The 21,353-nt window shown below is 36.6% G+C and carries 13 protein-coding genes and 2 pseudogenes; 9 read left to right on the forward strand and 6 right to left on the reverse strand.

The window, feature by feature from the left end; all coding sequences use genetic code 11:
* Positions 1–364: 364 nt before the first annotated feature.
* Together BM057_RS01840 and BM057_RS01845 are read right to left on the reverse strand one after the other, a co-directional pair.
* Entirely contained in the window at positions 365–1,798 is a 1,434-nt protein-coding gene (locus tag BM057_RS01840; RefSeq protein WP_092091088.1) for a PTS transporter subunit EIIC, read from the reverse strand.
* A gap of 165 nt (positions 1,799–1,963) precedes the next feature.
* A pseudogene (locus BM057_RS01845) lies at positions 1,964–3,370 on the reverse strand (glycoside hydrolase family 1 protein).
* Between the two features lie 839 nt (positions 3,371–4,209).
* On the opposite strand from BM057_RS01845, the gene BM057_RS01850 reads away from it, so the two are divergent.
* Together BM057_RS01850 and BM057_RS01855 are read left to right on the forward strand one after the other, a co-directional pair.
* Positions 4,210–4,587, forward strand: a complete 378-nt coding sequence (locus tag BM057_RS01850; RefSeq protein WP_092091184.1) for a pyridoxamine 5'-phosphate oxidase family protein — start codon at positions 4,210–4,212, stop codon at positions 4,585–4,587.
* Positions 4,588–4,850: 263 nt separating this feature from the next.
* A complete protein-coding gene (locus BM057_RS01855; RefSeq protein ID WP_047390497.1) occupies positions 4,851–5,144 on the forward strand; it encodes a hypothetical protein in 294 nt (97 codons plus the stop codon).
* A gap of 239 nt (positions 5,145–5,383) precedes the next feature.
* On the opposite strand, the gene msrA is transcribed toward BM057_RS01855, so the two are convergent.
* Both msrA and BM057_RS11890 read right to left on the reverse strand, forming a co-directional pair.
* The gene (gene msrA / locus BM057_RS01860; RefSeq protein ID WP_245741773.1) at positions 5,384–6,247 is read right to left on the reverse strand and encodes a peptide-methionine (S)-S-oxide reductase MsrA; all 864 of its coding nucleotides are present in this window, start codon (positions 6,245–6,247) and stop codon (positions 5,384–5,386) included.
* Between the two features lie 252 nt (positions 6,248–6,499).
* A pseudogene (locus tag BM057_RS11890) lies at positions 6,500–6,673 on the reverse strand (LysR family transcriptional regulator); the annotation flags it as partial.
* Between the two features lie 496 nt (positions 6,674–7,169).
* Between BM057_RS11890 and BM057_RS01865 the strand changes: the two are divergent.
* From BM057_RS01865 to BM057_RS01895, 7 genes are all read left to right on the forward strand, one after another.
* Complete coding sequence (locus tag BM057_RS01865; RefSeq protein WP_092091092.1) at positions 7,170–9,050, forward strand: beta-N-acetylhexosaminidase; 1,881 nt, start codon at positions 7,170–7,172, stop codon at positions 9,048–9,050.
* 172 nt (positions 9,051–9,222) lie between these two features.
* Positions 9,223–10,164, forward strand: a complete 942-nt coding sequence (locus tag BM057_RS01870; RefSeq protein ID WP_092091094.1) for an ABC transporter permease — start codon at positions 9,223–9,225, stop codon at positions 10,162–10,164.
* Between the two features lie 21 nt (positions 10,165–10,185).
* On the forward strand, positions 10,186–11,157 hold the full coding sequence (locus BM057_RS01875) for a carbohydrate ABC transporter permease (RefSeq protein WP_092091097.1): 972 nt from the start codon (positions 10,186–10,188) through the stop codon (positions 11,155–11,157).
* Positions 11,158–11,214: 57 nt separating this feature from the next.
* Positions 11,215–12,711 (forward strand): ABC transporter substrate-binding protein, encoded by a 1,497-nt coding sequence (locus BM057_RS01880; protein ID WP_092091099.1) that lies wholly within the window; start codon positions 11,215–11,217, stop codon positions 12,709–12,711.
* 565 nt (positions 12,712–13,276) lie between these two features.
* On the forward strand, positions 13,277–13,879 hold the full coding sequence (locus BM057_RS01885; RefSeq protein ID WP_092091101.1) for a DUF624 domain-containing protein: 603 nt from the start codon (positions 13,277–13,279) through the stop codon (positions 13,877–13,879).
* Positions 13,880–13,910: 31 nt separating this feature from the next.
* Positions 13,911–15,641 carry a sensor histidine kinase gene (locus BM057_RS01890; RefSeq protein ID WP_177186149.1) on the forward strand — a complete coding sequence of 577 codons (1,731 nt, stop codon included), beginning with the start codon at positions 13,911–13,913 and terminating at the stop codon, positions 15,639–15,641.
* Positions 15,619–17,142 (forward strand): response regulator transcription factor, encoded by a 1,524-nt coding sequence (locus tag BM057_RS01895; protein ID WP_092091105.1) that lies wholly within the window; start codon positions 15,619–15,621, stop codon positions 17,140–17,142. The genes BM057_RS01890 and BM057_RS01895 overlap by 23 nt, the downstream gene beginning before the upstream one ends.
* A gap of 625 nt (positions 17,143–17,767) precedes the next feature.
* Here the strand turns inward: BM057_RS01895 and BM057_RS01900 are convergent.
* Positions 17,768–19,915 carry a GH92 family glycosyl hydrolase gene (locus BM057_RS01900; RefSeq protein ID WP_092091107.1) on the reverse strand — a complete coding sequence of 716 codons (2,148 nt, stop codon included), beginning with the start codon at positions 19,913–19,915 and terminating at the stop codon, positions 17,768–17,770.
* Complete coding sequence (locus BM057_RS01905) at positions 19,912–20,955, reverse strand: GntR family transcriptional regulator (protein ID WP_092091109.1); 1,044 nt, start codon at positions 20,953–20,955, stop codon at positions 19,912–19,914. Before BM057_RS01905 ends, BM057_RS01900 begins: the two co-directional genes overlap by 4 nt.
* Positions 20,956–21,353 lie beyond the last annotated feature (398 nt).

Consider the following 21,353-nt stretch of genomic DNA (forward strand, 5'->3'; position numbering starts at 1 on the left):
TCTTCAAAAGAAGCCGGTATTTTTTGTTCAAGTATTTTCATCTTTTTTTGAATAACAATGTGAGTCTTAACGAGTAAGAGGCAATGAAAGCAGTTGCTTTTGTTTTATTATTTTTAAGATGCTAATTGTAGGAATAGTTTTTTCATGTACATCATGAATAGTGTAATAACTCACCAAAACTTGCTTTATTCGATTAATTGGAGGCTAATAAATGTCTGTAAAACTTTTGATTCAAACCATACTAAATTTTATTGCACTTGATAAAATTTTTAATCCTATTGCGAATGTTGTTATTCCGGTTAGTGGAATAGGCGTTTTTTTAAGTTTCTTATATTGGGGTATACTTTTGTTTTTTTCTTATTCATTAGCTATCTTCTTGTCTCTCTTTAGTAGCTGGCAAATCTTCAAATCCTAAAATATAGGTCAATGCAACTCCTCCAATGAAAGCCGCTAAACAACCAATGATATAATAAATAAATATTTTTGTTCCAAATGCAGCATAAGTAAATATCGTTAAAATTCCATTATTTGCAAATGCATCCCCATAAACTCCACCAAATCCCATAACCGCTCCACCGATGGCACCACTAATAACGGCAGCTATCATAGGCCTTTTAAGTCTTAAGTTTGCACCATAGATGGCGGGTTCTGTTATCCCAACTAAAACTGCAGAAATAAACGCAGATAGAGCAACACTCTTTAAGGCAGCATTTTTTGTTTTTAACATAACAGCCAAAACCGCTCCACCTTGTGCAAAGTTTGCAGCTCCTGCAAAGGCTAATAGGTTTTGCCTACCCATTATTGCAACATCATTTAATCCGACAGGTAACAGGGCTCTATGTGCTCCCAGAACAACTAGTACACCCCATAGACCACCTATAAGTGCTCCTCCAAGTGTTGCATTGAACGAAATAACACTGTTATAGGAAACTTGGATGAAGTTACCAGCATAAATTCCAATCGGACCAGTAATAACGAGCATAATGGGTACCATAACGATAAGGGAAATTCCTGGTACTAGAATAATTTGTACGACTTCTGGAACAACTTTCTTAAGTGCTCTTTCTAAAACAGCTAATACAATAATAGAAATAACAATAGGGATAACAGATTCCACGTAACTAAACACACGCAAGGTCTCTCCAGAACCCCATGCTCCTTTGATAACTGGTAATCCGAAAATCGTCGTATCTGTCGTATAATCCATCATGATGCTTTCAACTTGTGGATAAACTAAGAAGGCTCCTAACGTCATGCCTATGAATGGATTTGTTTTTAATGCTCGAGAGGTTGTATAGGCTAAGAATATAGGCATAAAATAAAATACTACTTGACTGACAGCAAATAAGAGCACGTATGTATCAGAGTTTGTAATATCTAAACCATAATAATTTCCTAACAACAGGTTAGCAGCTGTTAATAAACCTTTTATTAATCCAGCTGCCGCAATAACCGGTACAATAGGCGTAAAAATTTCAGAAAGAATTCTTAAAATTTTATTCCAAAATGTTTCGTTACTATCTTTTTCAGTAAAATTTTTTTCTTCAACTTCAGCATCTAATTGCTTCATAACTTCATTGTATACTTTTTCAACTTTATTTCCGATAACAACTTGATATTGTCCAGCTTTATTTACTGTAGAAATGACTGTTTCAATTGCTCTAAGTTCATCTTCATTGGCTAATGTATCGTCTTCTAGAACAAACCTCAAACGAGTCATACAATGTGTAACATTACTTATATTTGACCTTCCACCAACATTCTCAATAATGTTTTGAGCAATTTTTTCAAAATCCATAAACTCACTCTCTCTTATTCAACTCCCAATATACAACTATTAATTTTTGCATGTTAACTTATTGTCGTGAGAGTTCATCTATTTGTTAAGCAAACCATTTAAGGAAAAGAGAAATAAAAATGGCGTAAAACTTGATTTCTTTCGCGTTATTTTGATTTCTCTACGTTAATCTGATAAGCCATTGTCTTTAATTATTTTTTGATAGAAGTAAAAACTATCTTTTTTGATTCTTGCTAAATCTTTCAAATCGTGATCTTCTCTGTTTATATAAACAAATCCGTACCGTTTTTTGAACCCTTGGTGAGAGCTTAAAATGTCAATCACTGCCCAAGGACAATAGCCAAATAACTCTACGCCATCTGCAATTGCATCGTTGCATGCAGCAATATGTGCTTTAATATAGTCAATACGATAATCATCATGGATTTTTCCGTATTCAGTAAGTGTATCAGGCGTCCCTAAGCCATTTTCCGTAATGATGAGAGGAAGCCTATAGCGATTATAATATTCGTTCAATACTAAGCGAAGTCCCATTGGATCAATTTGAGCACCGTATTCACTTGCTTGTAAATGAGGATTTTTTTCAATTTTAAAGTATCCATATAGGTCGTAGTCTATTTCATTTACTTTCGTGCCAAAAGGGTATTCTTCGGTTTCTGGTAGGTAGCTCGCGACCAATGTCCGATAGTAATTGACCGCAATCAAATCTGGTTTTGCACTTTTTAAAATTTCTTCATCTTCTGGATGTCTTATAGGGCTAATTCCAGCTTTTTCTAGATATTCTTTGTAATATCCAGGATAATCACCATAATAATACATGTCTAATGCATAATTTGTTTTAAAGTTATCATTCATTTTTGCTGCCCAAATATCTATTGGTTTATTGGAAGCAGGGTACGTCATAGTCGAAGAGACAGCTGGACCAACTTTTCCGCCTTCAACAAGTTCGTGACAAGCAGTTGTTGCCAATGCATGAGCAACGAACATGTGGTAATCCATTTGTGCACGTACTCTTTCAGCATCTTCAGCTGGAACATCGTACATATTCATTCGTTCGTTCACACGGACCATCAAGTTTTGTTCATTATTTACTTGCCAATGTTTAACTCTATCTCCGAATGCTTTGTAACAAATCCTTGCAAATCGTTCAAAAGCATAAACGCATCTTCTATCTTCCTAGCCATTGTATTTTTCAGCTAATGAAAAGGGTAAATCAAAATGATATAGCGTAACAAATGGAATGATTCCTTTTTCAAGTAATAAATCGATTACTTTATTGTAAAATTCAACTCCTTTTTCGTTTACTTCACCATCCCCGTCTGGAATAATTCTTGCCCAGGAAATAGAAAAACGATAGGTCTTCATTCCTAACTCTTTCATCAATGAGATATCCTCTTTATAACGATGATAAAAGTCACTTGCTACTTTTGTGTCTGCTTGTGTCTCTGATTTTTGGAAGGAATTGTAATCGGCGACAGTCATTCCTTTTCCGTCTTCATCCCAAGCACCTTCTATTTGAAAGGCAGAGGAAGAAGCTCCCCACCAAAATTTTTTTGGAAAATAATTTTTCATAGTTGAATTCCTTTCTTTAAACCAATCATTACAAAGGTTTTGCTTCGTAGAACTAATCGAAATTATAGCATTCTTTTAAATATTATCAAAACTAGCCTCAATGTTTTATACTAATATGTTGAAAAGTGTATGACTCGGTATATTATTGTGGTGTTTAGAATGCCAAGGTTTTAAAGGACTCCGTATGAATTGAAGAGGATAAAGAATAAATAAACTTATTGTTATTCATGATTATTTTGTTTAATAGATCTATACTTCTTATCAAATTTCTTATCTGAAATCTATTCGTTTATCTAGTAGCTCAATAGAAATTTTTATTAGAGTATAGGGAATTTTACAAATGATTCTTCGAGCACCTGTTGGAGTTTTAGCAGTTAAAAATGATAGATCTACAATATTAACTTTCATTGGTGGATTGTCTTCGGACGTCGTTCTTTATTTAACACTACAACGAACACTCCTTATAAAGCATTTTTCTCTTTCTGTATGCTGTATAGGCTGGTTCTTTTTTTGATTTGATTTGCTTCTTAAACGTCGGCACTAACAATTGTGTGCCAACTCAAATTCATTACGTTCTCTCAGTTAGTGCGATACTCCGTTAGAATGTTCGTTGTGGTGTTAATGTTTACTGAACAATAGACCGTACAGTTACTTACACTTTTCTATCCCTTCATGTAAAGGGATAGAAAAGTGTAAGTAACGACATAGTTTATTATTCATTATAAATTAATTAAACTCATGAATTTATTTTTCATTCTTTAATTTTCCTTCTCTTGAACAGGCGTTCGCTGAGGAGCATAATAAAAATGTCACAAAGTTTAATAGAAGGAGTAAAAAAGATGTTAAGTAAAAAGTTTTATGAAGTTATCCAAAATGAAGGGATTGTTTCCGTCACTTCTTGGGGGAACGATGCTAAACCTAACGTTCGGTGCACTTGGAATTCTTACCTACGGATCACAGAGGATGAACGTATTTTAGCTCCTATTGCAGGTTTTACAAGCGTTCAAGGAGACGTTTCTAAAAATGATCAAGTCATCCTAACATTAGGTAGTCGTGAAGTAGAAGGCTTCAATGGCTACCAAGGTACTGGCTTTTTAGTAGAAGGACGAGCACGTTTCACTGATTCTGGTGAAGAATTTGAACAAATGAAAGCAGAATTTCCTTTTATGAATAAAATGCTGGAAGTCACTGTAGAATCAGCTAGACAACTTCTTTAAGACAAACGAAGATCGTGATAAATAAGGTTAAAAAACTCATTTTTCGTTTTAACCAAGCTGAAGAATGCGTTTTTTTGTTGTTAGCTATTTGAAGACTCAGTTGAATAAGGCAATATTTTCTAATAAAGATTTTTGTAAATGTACAAAAATTGATTCCCATCAATTTTCTTTTGCGGTTGATGGCTTATACTCTTGTTGTAAAGAGATAGAGGCATGGTGCTTGATCTCTTAAACCCATCAAACAAGAGAGAAGGAATGGAACAATGGCAACTTTTAATGAAGCAGCAAAACAATATTTTGATGATTTGGATTTATTCACAAACGCGATAACACGTGTACATGGAAAAAATCATCCCGAAGCATTTGAAGTACGAGAATTGTTTACCACGATGAATGAAAAGACAGAAAAAGCAGGTGCAGCCAAACCAGAACTTGATCATGAGTTTACTCGTTTACGCACTATTACAGATCATTACACTGTTCCTAACGATGTGTGCGAAACGTATGCAGCCGTCTATAAAATGCTTTCGGAAACAGACCAAGCTTATTACGCTTGACCATAAGAAAACAGAAAAGATCTCAGAATGATAAACGTTCTGGGATCTTTTTCTAATGTATTCTTGAACTGCTACAAAAAGTTCCTTTTAGGTGTGCCTAAAAGGATCGGTACGCCAGCACATGTCATTAAAAAGATCGACCATTAGAAAAAATAGAAATCATAAAATGATTAGCCACTATAAAAGAATCTATTATCAAGAAAAGATGCCAAAAATATTTTTGGTGTCTTTTTTTGGCTCTATTCCCATATAAATGTCAACTGACTCATTTTTTTTTTGAACTTTTTAAAGGTCGTTCGGATTTTTCCTTGCAGTCGTTGCAGAATCAGGTATTGTCTCCGAGCACGCTCGATTCTTTTATATTTTTGAGGGTTTCTTTTGTAGAACTGCTGGTGGTGATTTTCAGCTGGCCAAAAGACTGTTGCTGGCTGAATAGCCGTCACGATAGGTCGTTTGTACCGGCCTGAATGAGCTAATCGCTGTTTCGATGTTTCAGCAATTTGTCGTTGTTCAGCGTTTTTCACAAAAATAATCGGACGGTATCGATCGCCTCGGTCTAGGAATTGGCCAAACGCATCGGTAGGATCTGTCAACTGCCAATAAAGTTCAACGAGATCTTCATAACGGATGATGCGTGTATCAAAGATGATCTCAACAGCTTCGACATGCCCAGTATCAGGTGCGCTTACTTGATCATAAGTGGGGTGCTCTGTGTGCCCGCCTGTATAACCTGATAACACGGAAACGATTCCGTCGAGGTTTTCAAACGGCTCTACCATACACCAAAAACATCCCCCAGCAAATACTGCACGATCTTGATAAGCGACATCTGTTATCCGATGCTTTGAAAAGTCGAACAACGCTCCGGCAGCAATGTCGCCAGTCATATTTTTATAAAAATCGGTCACGTCAGGAGTCAAATTATCTCTTAATGCAAGGGGGCGCAACTCAGCTTCCAGCTTTGAAAGCTGAACATCTACTTTTGAACCATTTTCTATGGCCGTTTTCGCTTCCAGCAATAAGGAACGTTCCCATTCGCGTGTGGCTGGGTTGAGGATGAGGTTATATAAGGCCTGCAGCGTGTCTTCATATTGAGCTTTCATTTTAAAACCACCTTTGTCTAATTTCTCAGAAACATCATCAGCGTTGCCGCTATACAAGCGGATCTTCAGGTCAAGGTAAGTACCAAACAGAACGCGAATCCTTTCTGCCACAAATTGCATGGCTTTTGTTTCGCCGCCACCACCAATCACGATTTCACCGCTCACCGTTTCTTTGCTGGATAAGTTCGTCAGCGTTGTATCTACTAAAGAAAGGATCTCTTTGCCACGGTTTACTAAGTATTGTCCATCTTCTGTTAGCGTAATTTCCCGGTTCCCGCGTGTAAACAATTGCACCCCCAGCTCTTCTTCTAATGCTTTTAACTGTTTGGACAAAGTAGGCTGCGTAAGATGTAAAGTTTCTGCAGCTTTGCTGATATTTTTTTCCTGAGCGACGGTTAGGAAATAATTCAATACACGAAAGTCCACCTAGCATCCCTCCTGAATAGAGCTAAAAAAGAAATCAGTTTCTTCTATAATAAGTTATCGTTAGTGATCATCATTCGTTAGACCAAGTTTAGCTCAGACGAAGCGGATGCACAAGCGATAATGGAGAAGGTAGAAAGAAAGAGGCTTAGATAGCAAAAGGAAATGGTTAATAATATCGATTTTTTTGCTTTTAACAGATAGCAAAGAGGAACAAAGGTTCACTACACTCGCTTTGTGCAGAATGGAATGGACAATCATTTGACTAGGTGAGAGCAAAAATCTCTCTTAATCGAAATTGTTTCATTTGAATACTGGGAAGTGACAGGGAAGGCTGAAAGAGTAGTTTGAGTAAAAAAGCCAAAAAACCAGTAACAGTTATATCCATAATTTTGGCTAGTTTATCTATAATTTGTTGATTGTTCTTTTTTTTATGTTCTTTACACTAGTATGTAAGCGGAAACAACAATTTAGGGAAAATGAGGAGGCAGATATACATATGAAAATAGCTTTTAACGGAGATAGGACAGATCTTCAAGAAGGAATCGAAAGCTTGATGGAAGAATTAAACATTGAGATCACACCAGATGGTTTTCCAATTTTTATTACCAATAGACCAGGAAATTTGCATGTTCAAGCTAGCCCAGAACAAGCAAACATCAGCTATAGCGAAAAAAGCCATTTCTTTAGAGCGTTGGGATTATTTTTAGAGAATAAACGACAAAAAACATCATTTGAAATTGAAGAAGTTCCTCAGTTTCGTTCATGCGGGGTAATGTTGGACGCTTCTAGAAACGGAGTGCTGAAAGTTGATAGAGTCAAATTCCTATTGCGTAAAATGGCAATCATGGGATTAAATCAATTGATGGTTTACACAGAAGATACTTATGAAGTAGAGGAGCTGCCTTACTTTGGCTATATGCGTGGCCGATACACAAAAAAAGAGATTCGAGAAATGGATGAATATGCTTACTCACTTGGTATCGAGATGATCCCTTGTATTCAAACACTAGCGCATTTACGGGAAGCTTTGAAGTGGGAGTATGCAGATGATATCCGTGACACAGAAGATATCTTACTTGTGGGCGAAGAAAGAACCTATGATTTCTTAAAAAAAATCATTACTGCTGCGGCTCAACCTTATCGTTCAAATCGGATTCATGTCGGAATGGACGAAGCACATGAATTGGGGCTGGGACGGTACTTAGATCAAAATGATTATGTTCATCGCTTCTCCTTAATGATGCAGCATTTGCAACGGGTACTTGAAATTACGAGCGAACTGCAGCTGGAGCCGATGATGTGGAGCGATATGTTTTTTACGGTTGGCTCAGAAAAAAATATCGTTTACGACCCACTAGCCACTTTTCCGGTAGAAATGTTAGAACAGATGCCAAATGTACAGTTGGTTTACTGGAATTATTATAGCCATGAAAAGGAATTATACAATTCCATGTTCCAACGTCATGCAGAATTAAGGAAGGATACTATTTTTGCAGGAGGCATTTGGACATGGAACGGAATGGCACCAAACTATGGCAAAACGTGGATGGCAGCAACTGCTGGTTTGCAAGCAGCTAAAGAGAGTGGTGTCCAAGAAGTATTTGCGACAATGTGGGGCGATAATGGACAAGAAACATCTCTGCTAACAGTATTGCCTGGTCTGCAGTTATATGCCGAACATGCTTTTCATAAAACTGTAACAAAAGAACGAGTGGAACAGCGCTTTTCATTTTGTGCTGGATCCCATTTGGACGACTTCATGTTGTTTTCTGCTTTGGACGAGACACCGGGTGTTTCAAAACATAATCTAGCTGCTTCGATGACAGCCAAAGTTTTGCTATGGCAAGATCCTCTTATTGGACTATATGACAAAAATATTGAAGGTTTGTTGCTATCTGAACATTATCAAGCAACAGCAGAAAAATTAAAAAAGGCAAAACAACGAAATGCTGCTTTTTACACGTTGTTTGATTTTTATGAACAGCTAGCCAGTGTATTAGCAAAAAAAGCAGAACTGGGTGTCCAATTAAAAAACATCTATGATCATAATCAAAAAGAACAAATGAAAGAAAAAAGGTTAACCGTTCGTTCCTTAAAGACAGAAGTCAATCATTTGAGAAAAGCACATCGAAAACTATGGTTAGAAAACAACAAAGCTTTTGGGTGGGAAGTGCTGGATATACGATACGGAGGGCTATTGAGCCGCTTGGAAACAGCTGATTATCGCTTAATTGAATGGGAAGAGGGGGCAATAGACCATATTGAAGAATTGGATGCACAACGATTAGCTTATCGAGGTCCATACGGCAATCCTGAAGAGACAATCGGAAATGCCTTGTATCATCGCATAGTAACCGCTAGTGCTTTTTCAAGCTAAAGGCTTATGATAGAAAAATAGTAAATTCTATAATTTGTATACTTTTTTCTATACTATATGACTTAGATCATTCATGTTTTTACATTAAACTAAAGGTAAATATTGAAAGCGTTTCAAACTTTAATGAACGTTGTGAAGTAAAGGAATTAAAAAAAGAGTAAGGAGTGGTCATGTGAAGAAAAAGAAAGGGTTATTGCATAAGCTCAATAAAAACAAAGCATTGCTGCTATTTGTTTTGCCAGGAGCTGCTTGGCTGATACTATTCTTTTACATTCCGGTATTTGGAAATATTGTCGCTTTTAAAGATTTTAAATTTGCTGAAAACGGCGGCTTTTGGAAAAGTATCCTTTCCAGTAACTGGGTAGGATTAGAAAATTTTAAATTCTTATTTTCTTCTTCAAACGCTTATATCATTACAAGAAACACGATTCTTTACAACATTGGTTTTATTGTGATTGGTTTATTGAGTGCGGTAGCCATTGCTGTGATTATGAGTCAACTGCGTTCGAAACAACTGATTAAGATTTACCAAACGTCTATGTTATTACCTTATTTCTTATCTTGGGTCATTATCAGTTATTTTGTTTACGCTTTCTTAAGCCCGGATAAAGGAATGGTCAATTCGATTATTACAGCCAATGGCGGTATGAAAATCAATTGGTATTCTGATCCAACCTATTGGCCGTTCTTCTTGATTTTCCTCGGTGTTTGGAAGGGTGTCGGCTACAACAGTGTCATTTACTTTGCTTCTATCATGGGAATCGATCCTGCTTATTATGAAGCAGCTGAGATTGACGGCGCAAACAAGTGGCAACAGATTCGCCATGTAACGCTGCCGCATTTAGTTCCTCTGATCACCATTCTTTCAATTTTAAGTATTGGTAACATTTTCCGAGCTGACTTTGGCCTATTTTATCAAATTCCTCGAAACTCTGGTGCACTTTATAATGTGACTTCCGTGTTAGATACGTATATTTATAATGGCTTGACGAGTAGTGGTGATATAGGGATGACAACTGCTGCTGGTCTTTACCAATCATTAGTTGGTTTTATCTTAGTTATTGTCACCAATTTAATTGTTCGCCGATTTGACAAAGAGTCAGCATTATTTTAAAAGAAAGGGGCGAGGAAACAGATGGATACAAACGCAAATGGGTATAAAGAGCCCTTATTAACAAAAAAAGAAGGAAAAGTTAAGAAGAAAAAGATTCAGTCTGTGAAAATCAAAGGCTTTGGTAAAAAAGCAAACTTCTTATTTAATTTAATGATGGCTTTCTTATCTTTCCTAGCCGTTTTCCCTCTCATCTTTATTGTGATTATTTCCTTTACTGATGAAACAGCAATCACAGTGAATGGATACCAATTGATTCCTGAGACATGGAGTTTGCAAGGGTATCACTATTTAGCACAAATGAAAGGAGAATTACTGCAAGCTTTGTTTATCACTGTTTTTGTTACAGTAGTAGGAACACTGATTAATACGACGATTACTTCTTTATATGCTTATGCTATATCAAGACAAAATTTTGCTTATAAAAAATTCTTTACTGTCTTTGCTTTATTTTCGATGCTATTTAGTGCAGGAATGGTGCCAACTTATATTGTTATGACATCGATGTTAGATTTAGGTAATACTGTCTGGGCTTTGATTTTGCCCATGGCACTCAGTCCTTTTAACATCATTGTGATGCGGACTTTCTTTAGACGTTCTGTTCCAGAGTCGATTATTGAATCGGCACGTATCGATGGTGCGAGTGAATTGAAGATATTTCTTAAAATCGTTCTGCCTTTAGCTGTTCCTGGAATTGCGACCATCAGCTTATTTGCAGCAATTGGTTACTGGAATGATTGGTTTAATGCCTTGCTTTACATTCAAAGTGATAACTTGATGCCACTTCAATTTGTGCTGATGCAAATTCAAAACAATATTGATTTCATGGCAAAAAATGCTGGTATGACGGCGATGACATTTGGACAAGCGACCATTCCAAGAGAAGCTACGCGAATGGCAATGGTTGTTATTTCAACACTTCCAATTGCCGTTAGTTATCCTTTCTTCCAGCGCTACTTTATTCAAGGGCTGACCATAGGAGGTGTCAAGGAATAGAAGAAACGCAAACTTTTAATAAATAGATCGAATAATAAATACATGGAGGGAATACAAATGAAAAGAAATTGGAAAAAATGGGTTTTCAGCAGCATGGCAGTTCTAGGAATAAGCACTATGTTGGGCGCTTGTGGTAGTTTAAGTGCTGATGATGAAAAATCTGATCAGAAGTCTGGAGACGCAAACTCTGATGTGCCGACATTATTATTTTACCAAGTAGGAGAAGCACCAAAGAACTTAGATCAATTATTGGATACAGCTAATAAAATTTTAGAAAAAGAAGCTGGTGCACGTATCAATATGCAATATATCGGCTGGGGTGACTTCGAACAAAAAATGAACGTCATTACTTCTTCTGGAGAAAACTATGATATTGCATTGGCTACCAATTATTTAAATAATGCACAAAAAGGTGCTTATGCTGATTTAACCGAATTATCAAAGGAATATGCTTCTGAAACACTAGACTACTTAGACCAATCTTATATTGATGGTAATATGGTCAATGGAAAGCTATATGCTATTCCAGTTCAAGGCAATACTTTTGCACAACAGATGTTCACATTCAACCCAACTTTTTTAGACAAGTATAATTTAGATATTTCTAACGTTGAGAAACTTGAAGATTTAGAACCTTTCTTAAAAACAGTTCATGAAAATGAGCCAAATGTTGCAACACTCTCAGCAGGTTCAGGATGGAAAATCAACAAGAATATTGACTATATCATTGATGCAAATGTGCCATTGGCAGTTGACTTAGATGGTGATCATTCTAAGATCATCAATCCTTTTGAAGAAGGCGAAAGCACTTTGCCATTGTTAAAAACGATGCATAAATACTATGAAGCAGGGTACGTCCCTCAAGATGCTGCTACTAGCCAAACAGAATATCCAACAGACGGTGATACTTGGTTTGTCCGTCAAGAAACTCAAGGGCCACAAGACTTTGGTGACTATTTGTTAAGACGTGTAACAGGTAAAGAAATTGTTTCAAAAGCATTTACAAAACCAATCAAAACCATTGCTCAAGCTCGTATGGCAAACTTTGTTATCTCAAACAACTCAAAACATAAAGAAGAAGCTATGAAAGTCTTAAACGAATTGAATACGAATCCCGAGTTGTTGAATGGATTGGTTTACGGACCAGAAGGCGAAACTTGGGAAAAAACAGGTAAGGACGATCGTGTTCGTTTCCTAGATGCTTACAATGACCCTGATATCACCCATATGTCAGCTTGGAACTTAGCAAACAATGACATTTTATATCTTGATGAAGATATTACTGATGAACAAGTCAAAGAAAAAGATGAATTAATGAAAAAAGCAGAAGCTTCTCCGATTCTTGGATTCAACTTTGATACGTCAAATGTGAAAACAGAAATTACAAACGTTAATAATGTTGTCGCTCAATATGGTCCAGGACTATACACCGGTACTCTAGATCCAGACAAAGCTGTTCCTGAGTTCTTAGAAAAATTAGATAAAGCTGGTATTAAGAAAATTCAAGAAGAAGCACAAAAACAATTTGATGAGTTTCTTTCCAATAAAGAATAAGTAATTGAAAACGAGGTTTAAAGAATAAAGCAATGAAACTAAGATAGAAATCGGCCTTAGCTGGTGTCTATCTTAGTTTTTTTATCAGCTTAGTTTTTAGTTATCTTATCTTTTTGATTTTGCTAGTAAATCAATCGAAAGTCAGGTTTTAATGAAATGGCTAATGCTGTATACTTCTAATAGTAGTTGCTAAGTTTTTTATGTGAACAAGAATGTTAGTAGTTTATCTATTTTGATGAGTATATTTTTAGACGTATCATTCGCTCGAGTGAATCTTGAGATGAAGAGGAAGCTAGTAAATGTTCTTTCATTGCTGCCAGTTCATATTTGACTAAATAACAGTACATCATTTGTTGCTAAATAAGAATGAACGAGTTACAAATATATATTGATGAAAACGAATAAGTTTTCTTAAAATCATACCATTTCAAGTTTAGTGAAGATTCAACAGAATATAACGATGAATGCGAGGGTACATTCATTAACGACAGATCTTTTTATTTAAGTTTTATATAGAAAAAGGTGCTTGAAGCAGTAGTAAATAACAACGAAAGCAGGTAAAAAAATGGTTGGAAAAGGATTAACAGATTTATTTAACCGTATATATTATTTGATCAAATTGAGCCTTTTTTTCTGGAGTCTTTCAGCGACAGGATTGTTTATTGCAGGCGCTATTCCAGCATGGATCGCATTATTGGAAGCGCATAAAGAAGCACAATGGCAAGCAGCTGAAGTTTCTTGGAGTGCGTGTTGGGCTATCTATAAAACGTATTTCAAACCAGGATTGCTGTTGCTCCTCTTTTTTGCCAGCATTTGGTTATTGATGGCTTGGAACCTATTTCTCTCTGTTCAAATTAAAGGTTTGCTTTTTTTAATAATCGACTTTCTGCTAGTTGCTTTGTTACTGCTGAGCATACTGACATTTTTGATCAGTACAGGGTTATTTGTAGAGTATGAAATTCTATTTTGGAATGCAGTTAAATTAGCTTTTTTACAAATTTTTCTCACACCTCGAGATGCGGTGGCAATCGTTATTGGGATGTCAATTCTTAGTTTCTTGACCTACCACTTTCCAGGTCTTTTGGTCTTTTTATCGATAGGGATGGGAATAGCAGTGGTTCAGACAAGCACTAAAAAAATAGCACAAAAAATAGATGCAGTTATGTAGATTAAATAATCTAATAATAGGGGGAAAGGGCATGAAAATAAAGGGAAACCAAGTGTATACATTATTAAAGACTTTTTCAGTGGTATTGATTTTGATCATGACCCTTTTTACACTGATTGTCAGCTACACCATTTTTAAAAGAAATATTGAAAAAGCTGAACAAAGCTTAAATTTTGTGTCCGAAAAGATGACTTCATTGACGAAAGAAAATTGGGAGTATGTTCAACAAAAAGCTCTTGATTTAACAGACAATCCGCAAAAAATTGAGACGATGCTCAGTTATTTTGAATTGCCTTATGCAAATTATTTAGAACAAAGTCTAAATGAAGCATCTTCAGCAGTAGATTTTCAATATCTGCCAAATGAAATTTATCATCTTTATTGGGAAGGGCAGGGGCTGGTATCTGTTAGTTTAGCTTTAGATAACTTTGAAAAAGCTTTTTCTTCTTCTATTCATGGCAATATGTATGGGCAAAAAGTAGATAACATTCTTCCTTCTGATGGCATTCGTTTTTCAACAGTTTTAAAAGCCCCTTATACGGCTGAAGGCTTTGGAACAACCCATATGGATTTTGAAAAAAGCCGCTATGATGATGTGCTCCAGTCGGCAAATTTTCAGCTCCCAATGCAAGTCTTTCTATTGTCAGATACCAATCAATTGCTGTACCATAATGCTAGAGGAAAAGTTGATAAAGCACTGGAAAAAGAAGTGAAGGCTCAGTTGTCCAAAAAATTTGGGGTTGATCAGTCAACGTTTAAACAGCAATATCTTTTTCAAGAAGCCAAAACAAATAATAACTATAAGATTTTAGCTTTTGTGCCCAAACAAGCGATTTTGACCAATACTTTAAAGCAATCTAGCGGGCTGTTTTTATTCAGCTTTTTTGTCGATATTTTGCTGCTGGTCGTTTTATTTGTATTGTTTCGCAAATACGTCTATCAAGTTGAAGATATTTTAGCGTCTTCAATGGCTGTATCAAAAGGGGACTACCAAAATCGTATTAGCTTAAAGGATAAAAAAGGTGAGATGAAACAAATTGCTCAAGGGATCAATCAAATGTTAGATAGTATGCAGCTTTACTTAAAAGACATTTATGACTTGGAAATTAAACAGCGTGATGCTCAAATGGGAGCACTGCAAGCTCAAATCAATCCGCACTTTTTATATAATACATTAGAATATATTCGCATGAGTGCTATCAGTGAGGGAGCTGAAGAATTGGGGGAAGTTGTTTATGCTTTCGGCGCTTTATTAAGGAACAACATCTCTCAGGAAAAAATGGTTTCTTTAGAAAGCGAGATGGATTTTTGCGAAAAATACATTTATTTGTATCAAATGCGCTATCCTAGTCAAATTGCTTATCATTTCGATATTGCTGATGAAACAAAACAACTAAACATACCAAAATTTACGATTCAACCATTGATCGAAAACTACTTTACACATGGGGTTGATTTTACAAAAATCGAAAATGTAATCAGCGTTAAAGCTTATATAGAAAATGACCTGACAGTGATTAAGATTATCGATAACGGTCTAGGAATGAGTGAAGAAGAGATCGAAAAGTTGAATCAAACAATTATCGAAAAAAAAGAGCCATCTAAGAAATCGGTGGGTGTCTTAAACGTTAATCAGCGTCTTTGTCTTACATTCGGTAATCAAGCAACAATGAAATATAGCTCCACAACTAGTTCTGGTATCACGATAACAATCAAGATTTTAATGGGAGGTGAAGAAGATGTATCAAGCTTTGCTGGTTGATGATGAATACATGATTTTAGCGGGATTGCAGAAAATCATTAATTGGGGAGATTTTCAGATCTCGATAGTCGGAACAGCCAGTAATGGTAAAGAAGCATTGGACTTTGTTGAAAAAAATTCAATAGACATCGTTATCACAGACGTTACGATGCCTTTGTTATCTGGGATTGATTTTGTTTATGAAGCCCGTAAACGTGGCTATCATTTTAAGTTTATCATTTTATCGGGTTACCAGGAATTTGAGTATGCTCAAAAAAGCTTGCAACTTGGTGCTGCGAGTTACTTATTAAAACCGATCAATAAAAAAGAATTAGAGCATTCCTTAAACAAAATTATCAAAGAGTTAAAAGAAGAGCAACGCTTTGAACAAACCAATCAGTTTGTTATCGGTCAACTTTTGTATCAGTGGCTGCAAGGGGAGGATGTACTTTTTGAGCTCCAAAATAAATTAGGTTCTCAACGCCAACTGAATGGCAATGCGTTTACAGTGCTGTGCGTTCAGCTGAATCAACCGATCGAACCTGAAAAGTGGGAAGAATGGGCAGAAAAACAAGCTTTTTATTATACAATCGCAACTGGATCAGAAGAAGCTTATTTGATCATTAGGAGTACTGAACGAGAAGAAATCAAAGCTGTTATTCACTATTTGATTGAAAGAACTGTCAAGGACATGACCTTTTTTGTTGGCCAACCGGCATTCAGTAAAGAAACGGTTCCAGAGAGCTTTGCCTCGATAAAAGAAATGAGAGCGCGCTCTTCATTTTATCAGCAATCTGAAAAAATTAATTGGTATTCAGATGACAAACAAACTCAGGAAGAGACAGATAAACAAATTGGTGCGATCAATAAAAGTATTTTATCTCGTGATGTTTCTCAAATCAGATTAGATTTAAAGCAATTTTCTCTTGGTCTGGAGAAAAATAAAGTATTACCTGAGTTTGCACGGTGGCAAACCTACATGATTTTGATCAATGGCTACCTTATCTTTGATTCTTTAAATAGTCCTTCCTTTAAGGAAGCAACACAAGCTGTTTTTTCTAGCAAAACGTTTCGTGAACTGAAGACGTTGATCGAAGAAAAGACATTGCCGACACATGCACTTTCTAAACGATTGATGTATGGAGAACTCACACGTCAAGCCATTGATGTTATTCAACAAGATTATCAGCAAGACTTGAAATTAAAAAAAGTAGCTGCAGATTTGCACATTAATGCAATGTATTTAGGACAAGTCTTTAAAAAAGATACAGGAAAAAGCTTTTCTCACTACTTAAATGAGTATCGCATCGATTTAGCTAAAGAATTACTCATCCAAACGAACGAACCAATCAGCAATATCGCTTATCAAGTCGGCTATCAAAATCAAGGGTATTTTTATAAAATATTCAAACAATACTTGCAACACTCACCACGCGAATATCGAGAACATTTCCGTAAAGAAATTTCGACAAATGCGGTTTATATAGACGAAGAAAAAGCTGTAGACAATGATTTCCTTTAACCCCATCGACCTTGAAACAGTAGGATTTAAATTAAACTCATCATATATTTGGAGTGAGGAGTAGTAGAGAGATATCAGTTTGACTGTTGACGGATATAGCGGATGCTGTTCATAAAAAAATCAGCACAAGTTTATTGAATGGTTAAAAAATTCGTGTTAAGTAGAGGATATAAATATAGGAACAGAATAGTATCGTTTTTGGTGTGGATATTCATAAACATTCACGCCTATTATTTTTTTCACATTCATGCCAATACTAAAAAGCAGCAAAAGTATCGCTACTCTTGCTGCTGGAAAGTGATGAGTTAGTTATTGAAAAGGCCTTTTTTTTGACGGTTATATTCAATGATTTTTTCATAATCGTTGTACGAATTCGTGCGAGCTCGTTAAAGAAGGGTGCAGTTGTCCAGCGAATCGATTCTGATGTAATATGAACCGAGAAAGGCCTCGAACGAATTAGCCATTGTTCCATTCGACACGAATGAATACATAGGCTTTAAGGACGAGCTTGAGGACACTACAGGCTCCTCAAGTTTGCCTGATTCCTTTCACGTAAAAGGAGCGAATAAGCGGGAACAACTGCCCATTATTAGACACTATTGATACCTCATTCCAATTCATGCGCTTATTTTTTTGATAAGGAGTAAGGAAGGTGCTGTGTTTCTACTTCTTTAGGGTTAGGGACGATGCCCAATTGAAAGGCGATCTTTCCGCCATTCATTAAGTCATCATGTTCAAAGAACAAAGACTCGTGTACTTGACCGTTCCGTTTGATTTCATGAATGAATTGTTGCTGCGGCAAGTTTGGCTCTGCTTGGATCGTCAGTTCATTGCCATTAGAAAGCTTCAATACAGCTTTTTTGACAAGCGGCATTCCAATCACATATTCTCCTGTTCCAGGGGTAACTGGGTAAAAACCTAAGCTGTTGAATACATACCATCCAGCCATACTGCCGTTGTCTTCATCTCCAGGATAACCTGTTGGAGAAGCATCAAAGGCTTGTGTCATCAGCTGTTTCAATAATGGCTGAGCCATTTCTGGTTTGCCGATGTAGCTGAATAAGAATGGGTAATGGAAGCTTGGTTGGTTAGAAATCGCCAATTGACCGAATTCTTGAGCCGCCATTTCACTCATTTCATGAATCTCAAAACCATAACCTTCTACATTAAAGCTCGGACGTTGATTGCACAATTCAATCAATTTTTCTTCAAATCGTTCTGAAGAACCGTGCAGATCGATCAACCCAGCAAAATCTTGGTAAACGGCAAAGCTGCTTTGCCAAGCGCTGCCTTCTGCGTAATCGCGTCCCCAACGGATATTAAGGAAATTATCGCGGAATTGTCCTTCTTTATCCTTAGAACGCATAAAGCCAGTTTCAGGATCAAAAATATTTTGATAGTTCAACGCTTGTTTTTGGTAATAGGCTTTATCTTCTTGTTTATTTAATACTTCTGCTACTTTGCTAATACAAAAATCACTATAGGCATAATCTAGGGTATGGTTGACGGATTCATGGTGGTGATTTGGTACATAACCATATTTCAAGTAGTCATAAGTTCCTTGTCGACCATAATTGTCGTGCTCGCTTTGAACGGTCGCGCCTTTTTTCATGGCTTCTAAAAAGCGGCCCATCAAATCTTTGCCGATTCCCTTTTGAGCTGCATCTGCAATAACGGCATCGATCAATGTTCCTGGCATCAAACCTCTTTCATCTGGAGATAACCATTTTGGCAAGAAACCAGTTTCTTCATAACTGTTTAAAAAGCCTTCTAACATATCGACATATTTGTCTTGAGCAATAAGAGAATAGAAAGGATATACAGTCTTGTACGTATCCCAGAAGCCGTTGTTTGTATAAAGACTGCCTTTTTTAACGGTTTTGTTAAACGTATCGTAGTGGATCTTTTCGCCATTTTCGTCTAATTCATAGAACGTTTGTGGGAAAAGGAACATCCGATACAAGTTATGGTAAAACGTTTCTGTTTGTTTTGGATCTGTATGTTCTACTTGAACGCGGTCAAAGTAGCTTTGCCATTCAGCAATGCTATTGTCTAAATAAGTTTCTGGTGCCAATTGTTCTTCGCGTTTTAAGTTTAGACGCGCTTGTTCTTCACTGATAAAAGAAGTGCCCATTCGAACAGTTTGTTTTTCGATTTCACCAAAAGAAAGTAGAACAGAGCCGTCTTCGCCGTTAGCCGCTTCTAGAGGAACAGTTAGTGGTTCATCAAAACGCAAAACAAAGTAGAAGGTAAAGTCTGGATCTTCGCTGCCGGAAAAATTGATCACTTGGCAAGCAACAGTATGCTCATCCAATGATTTTACTTGATAACGTCCTGGCAATGTCAAGACAAGACCATTTTGTTTTTGATGATAATCAATCGTCAACACGCCGCCATACATACTTGGAACAAGACGTGAGGTGATGTGATAGCGCATTTGTTCTACCTTGATTTGAACAGGAGAGAACGTGCTCTCTTCAGGGCGATAAGAACTTTGGATATCAAATAAGCTTGTTTTTTCTTGGATCCCGCTGACCGGTGTCAAAAGAAGATGACTGAAGTCGCCCATCCAAGGACTTGGTTGATGAGCTAAACGGTAGCCCTGAAAAGTTCTGTCTTCTGGGTGGAACCACCAGCTGCCTTTTTGATCGGTTGTTTGGACAGCGAAAAAGTTCATGCCAAATGGAACGCCTGCATAGGGAAGGCAGTTTCCGTGTGAAAAGCTATGTTGATTTGCAGTGCCGTGTGTTGTATTGATTTGTGTAATGTTCATGAATGATGCTCCTTTGTTGAATGCCGTTTAATCAAACTAACAGGTATTTTTGTATCTTCAGGTACTTCATTATGTTCAATCCAACTGATCAAGTAGCGTCCGGCTGTTTCTCCTAATAACTTAAAGTTCTGCGCCACGGTCGTCAAAGGTGGATCGACTAAGTGAGCCGCTTGCAGGTTATCAAAGCCGGTGATAGAAAAATCGGCAGGGATAGAAAAGCCTGCTTCTTTTAATTGCTTCATGGCTGTAATAGCGGTTAAATCGTTTTCACAAACGAATGCCGTTACTTCATGTTCTTTGATATAGGCTAACAGTCCATCATTAGTGGCCTGCTTGTCTTCAATCAAAGTTAAAAAGTTGAGATCAGCCTCTTTGATCGCTTGAATATAGCCGATGTAGCGCTGTCTGACAGATTGCGGTTGGGTAAGCTGACCACTGAACAGATAACCGATCCTTGTATGTCCTTGTTGGATCAAAAGTTGCGTAGCTAAAAATCCGCCGTCGGTATTCTCAGAAACAATGGCTGGAAAAGGCAAGTCATAAATCTTTTTGTCGAGAAGAACAACGGGAAATTGTTTAAAAGATAACTCAGCCAACAGATTTAAGTGACTTTCTTGATTTTGGACATAGTAGATCAAGCCGTCAAATTCTGCAATGATTTCATCTGCTTGTTTTTGGTTTAAATAATCCAGCGTCGTCATCAAAATATCACTCTGGTTATGTTGCATGATCGGTGTGATGCCTTCCGTAAAGTTCCCCAGATAAAGATTGTCCATAAAAGGCAAGACGAATAAAATTTGATTGGCTTTTTTAACTTCTGATTGTGAAAGGTCTTTTACAAAACTTCCTTTACCGCGAATTCGTGAGATCAATCCAGCCTGTTCTAATTCTGCTAAGGCGCGTTTAGACGTAATACGGCTGACTTGATAGGTTTCTGACAATTCCTTTTCTGTAGGCAATTGGCTTCCAGATGGGAACTTACCAGCCGAAATGGCTTTTTCTAAGTCTTCATAAATTTTTTGGTAAAGAGGTTGGTTCATAGATTCATCTCCAAGTTGGTATATCATTTTAGTTAGGTATAGTATAAATTTGCGATTAATATGAAATAAAATATGGACTATTGTCAATATTTACTTCATTATACACTACTTTAACGCAAGAATCTTAATATTTTATTGACAAATGTCAAAAAAATTCTATTCCAAAAAAATAAATGATATATCAACATGGGTGATAGGTAGCTGAATCATTTTTTAAAAAGAAACCAGCATTTCAGTTGACAATAGACACAACCATGTTATAATGAGCACATATTCATATGAGTGTTCAATCATTACATAACGGAACCATTACGATTTAGGGAGGGGACCAAAACATCATTTAATTTGCTATATAAATAGATATTTCATGAAACAAGTGCTGGATCAATTGAGACCAC

It is taken from the genome of Pisciglobus halotolerans (assembly GCF_900113675.1).
GTDB lineage: Bacteria > Bacillota > Bacilli > Lactobacillales > Carnobacteriaceae > Pisciglobus > Pisciglobus halotolerans.

Bases quoted from the DNA above. Each gene is read 5' to 3' on its own strand.
- BM057_RS01885 (WP_092091101.1), top strand. From the start codon at position 13,277: ATGGTTGGAAAAGGATTAACAGATTTATTTAACCGTATATATTATTTG.
- BM057_RS01840 (WP_092091088.1), bottom strand. From the start codon at position 1,798: ATGGATTTTGAAAAAATTGCTCAAAACATTATTGAGAATGTTGGTGGA.
- BM057_RS01890 (WP_177186149.1), top strand. From the start codon at position 13,911: ATGAAAATAAAGGGAAACCAAGTGTATACATTATTAAAGACTTTTTCA.
- BM057_RS01895 (WP_092091105.1), top strand. From the start codon at position 15,619: ATGTATCAAGCTTTGCTGGTTGATGATGAATACATGATTTTAGCGGGA.
- BM057_RS01865 (WP_092091092.1), top strand. From the start codon at position 7,170: ATGAAAATAGCTTTTAACGGAGATAGGACAGATCTTCAAGAAGGAATC.
- BM057_RS01905 (WP_092091109.1), bottom strand. From the start codon at position 20,955: ATGAACCAACCTCTTTACCAAAAAATTTATGAAGACTTAGAAAAAGCC.
- BM057_RS01900 (WP_092091107.1), bottom strand. From the start codon at position 19,915: ATGAACATTACACAAATCAATACAACACACGGCACTGCAAATCAACAT.
- BM057_RS01855 (WP_047390497.1), top strand. From the start codon at position 4,851: ATGGCAACTTTTAATGAAGCAGCAAAACAATATTTTGATGATTTGGAT.
- BM057_RS01850 (WP_092091184.1), top strand. From the start codon at position 4,210: ATGTTAAGTAAAAAGTTTTATGAAGTTATCCAAAATGAAGGGATTGTT.
- BM057_RS01875 (WP_092091097.1), top strand. From the start codon at position 10,186: ATGGATACAAACGCAAATGGGTATAAAGAGCCCTTATTAACAAAAAAA.
- BM057_RS01880 (WP_092091099.1), top strand. From the start codon at position 11,215: ATGAAAAGAAATTGGAAAAAATGGGTTTTCAGCAGCATGGCAGTTCTA.
- msrA (WP_245741773.1), bottom strand. From the start codon at position 6,247: ATGAAAGCTCAATATGAAGACACGCTGCAGGCCTTATATAACCTCATC.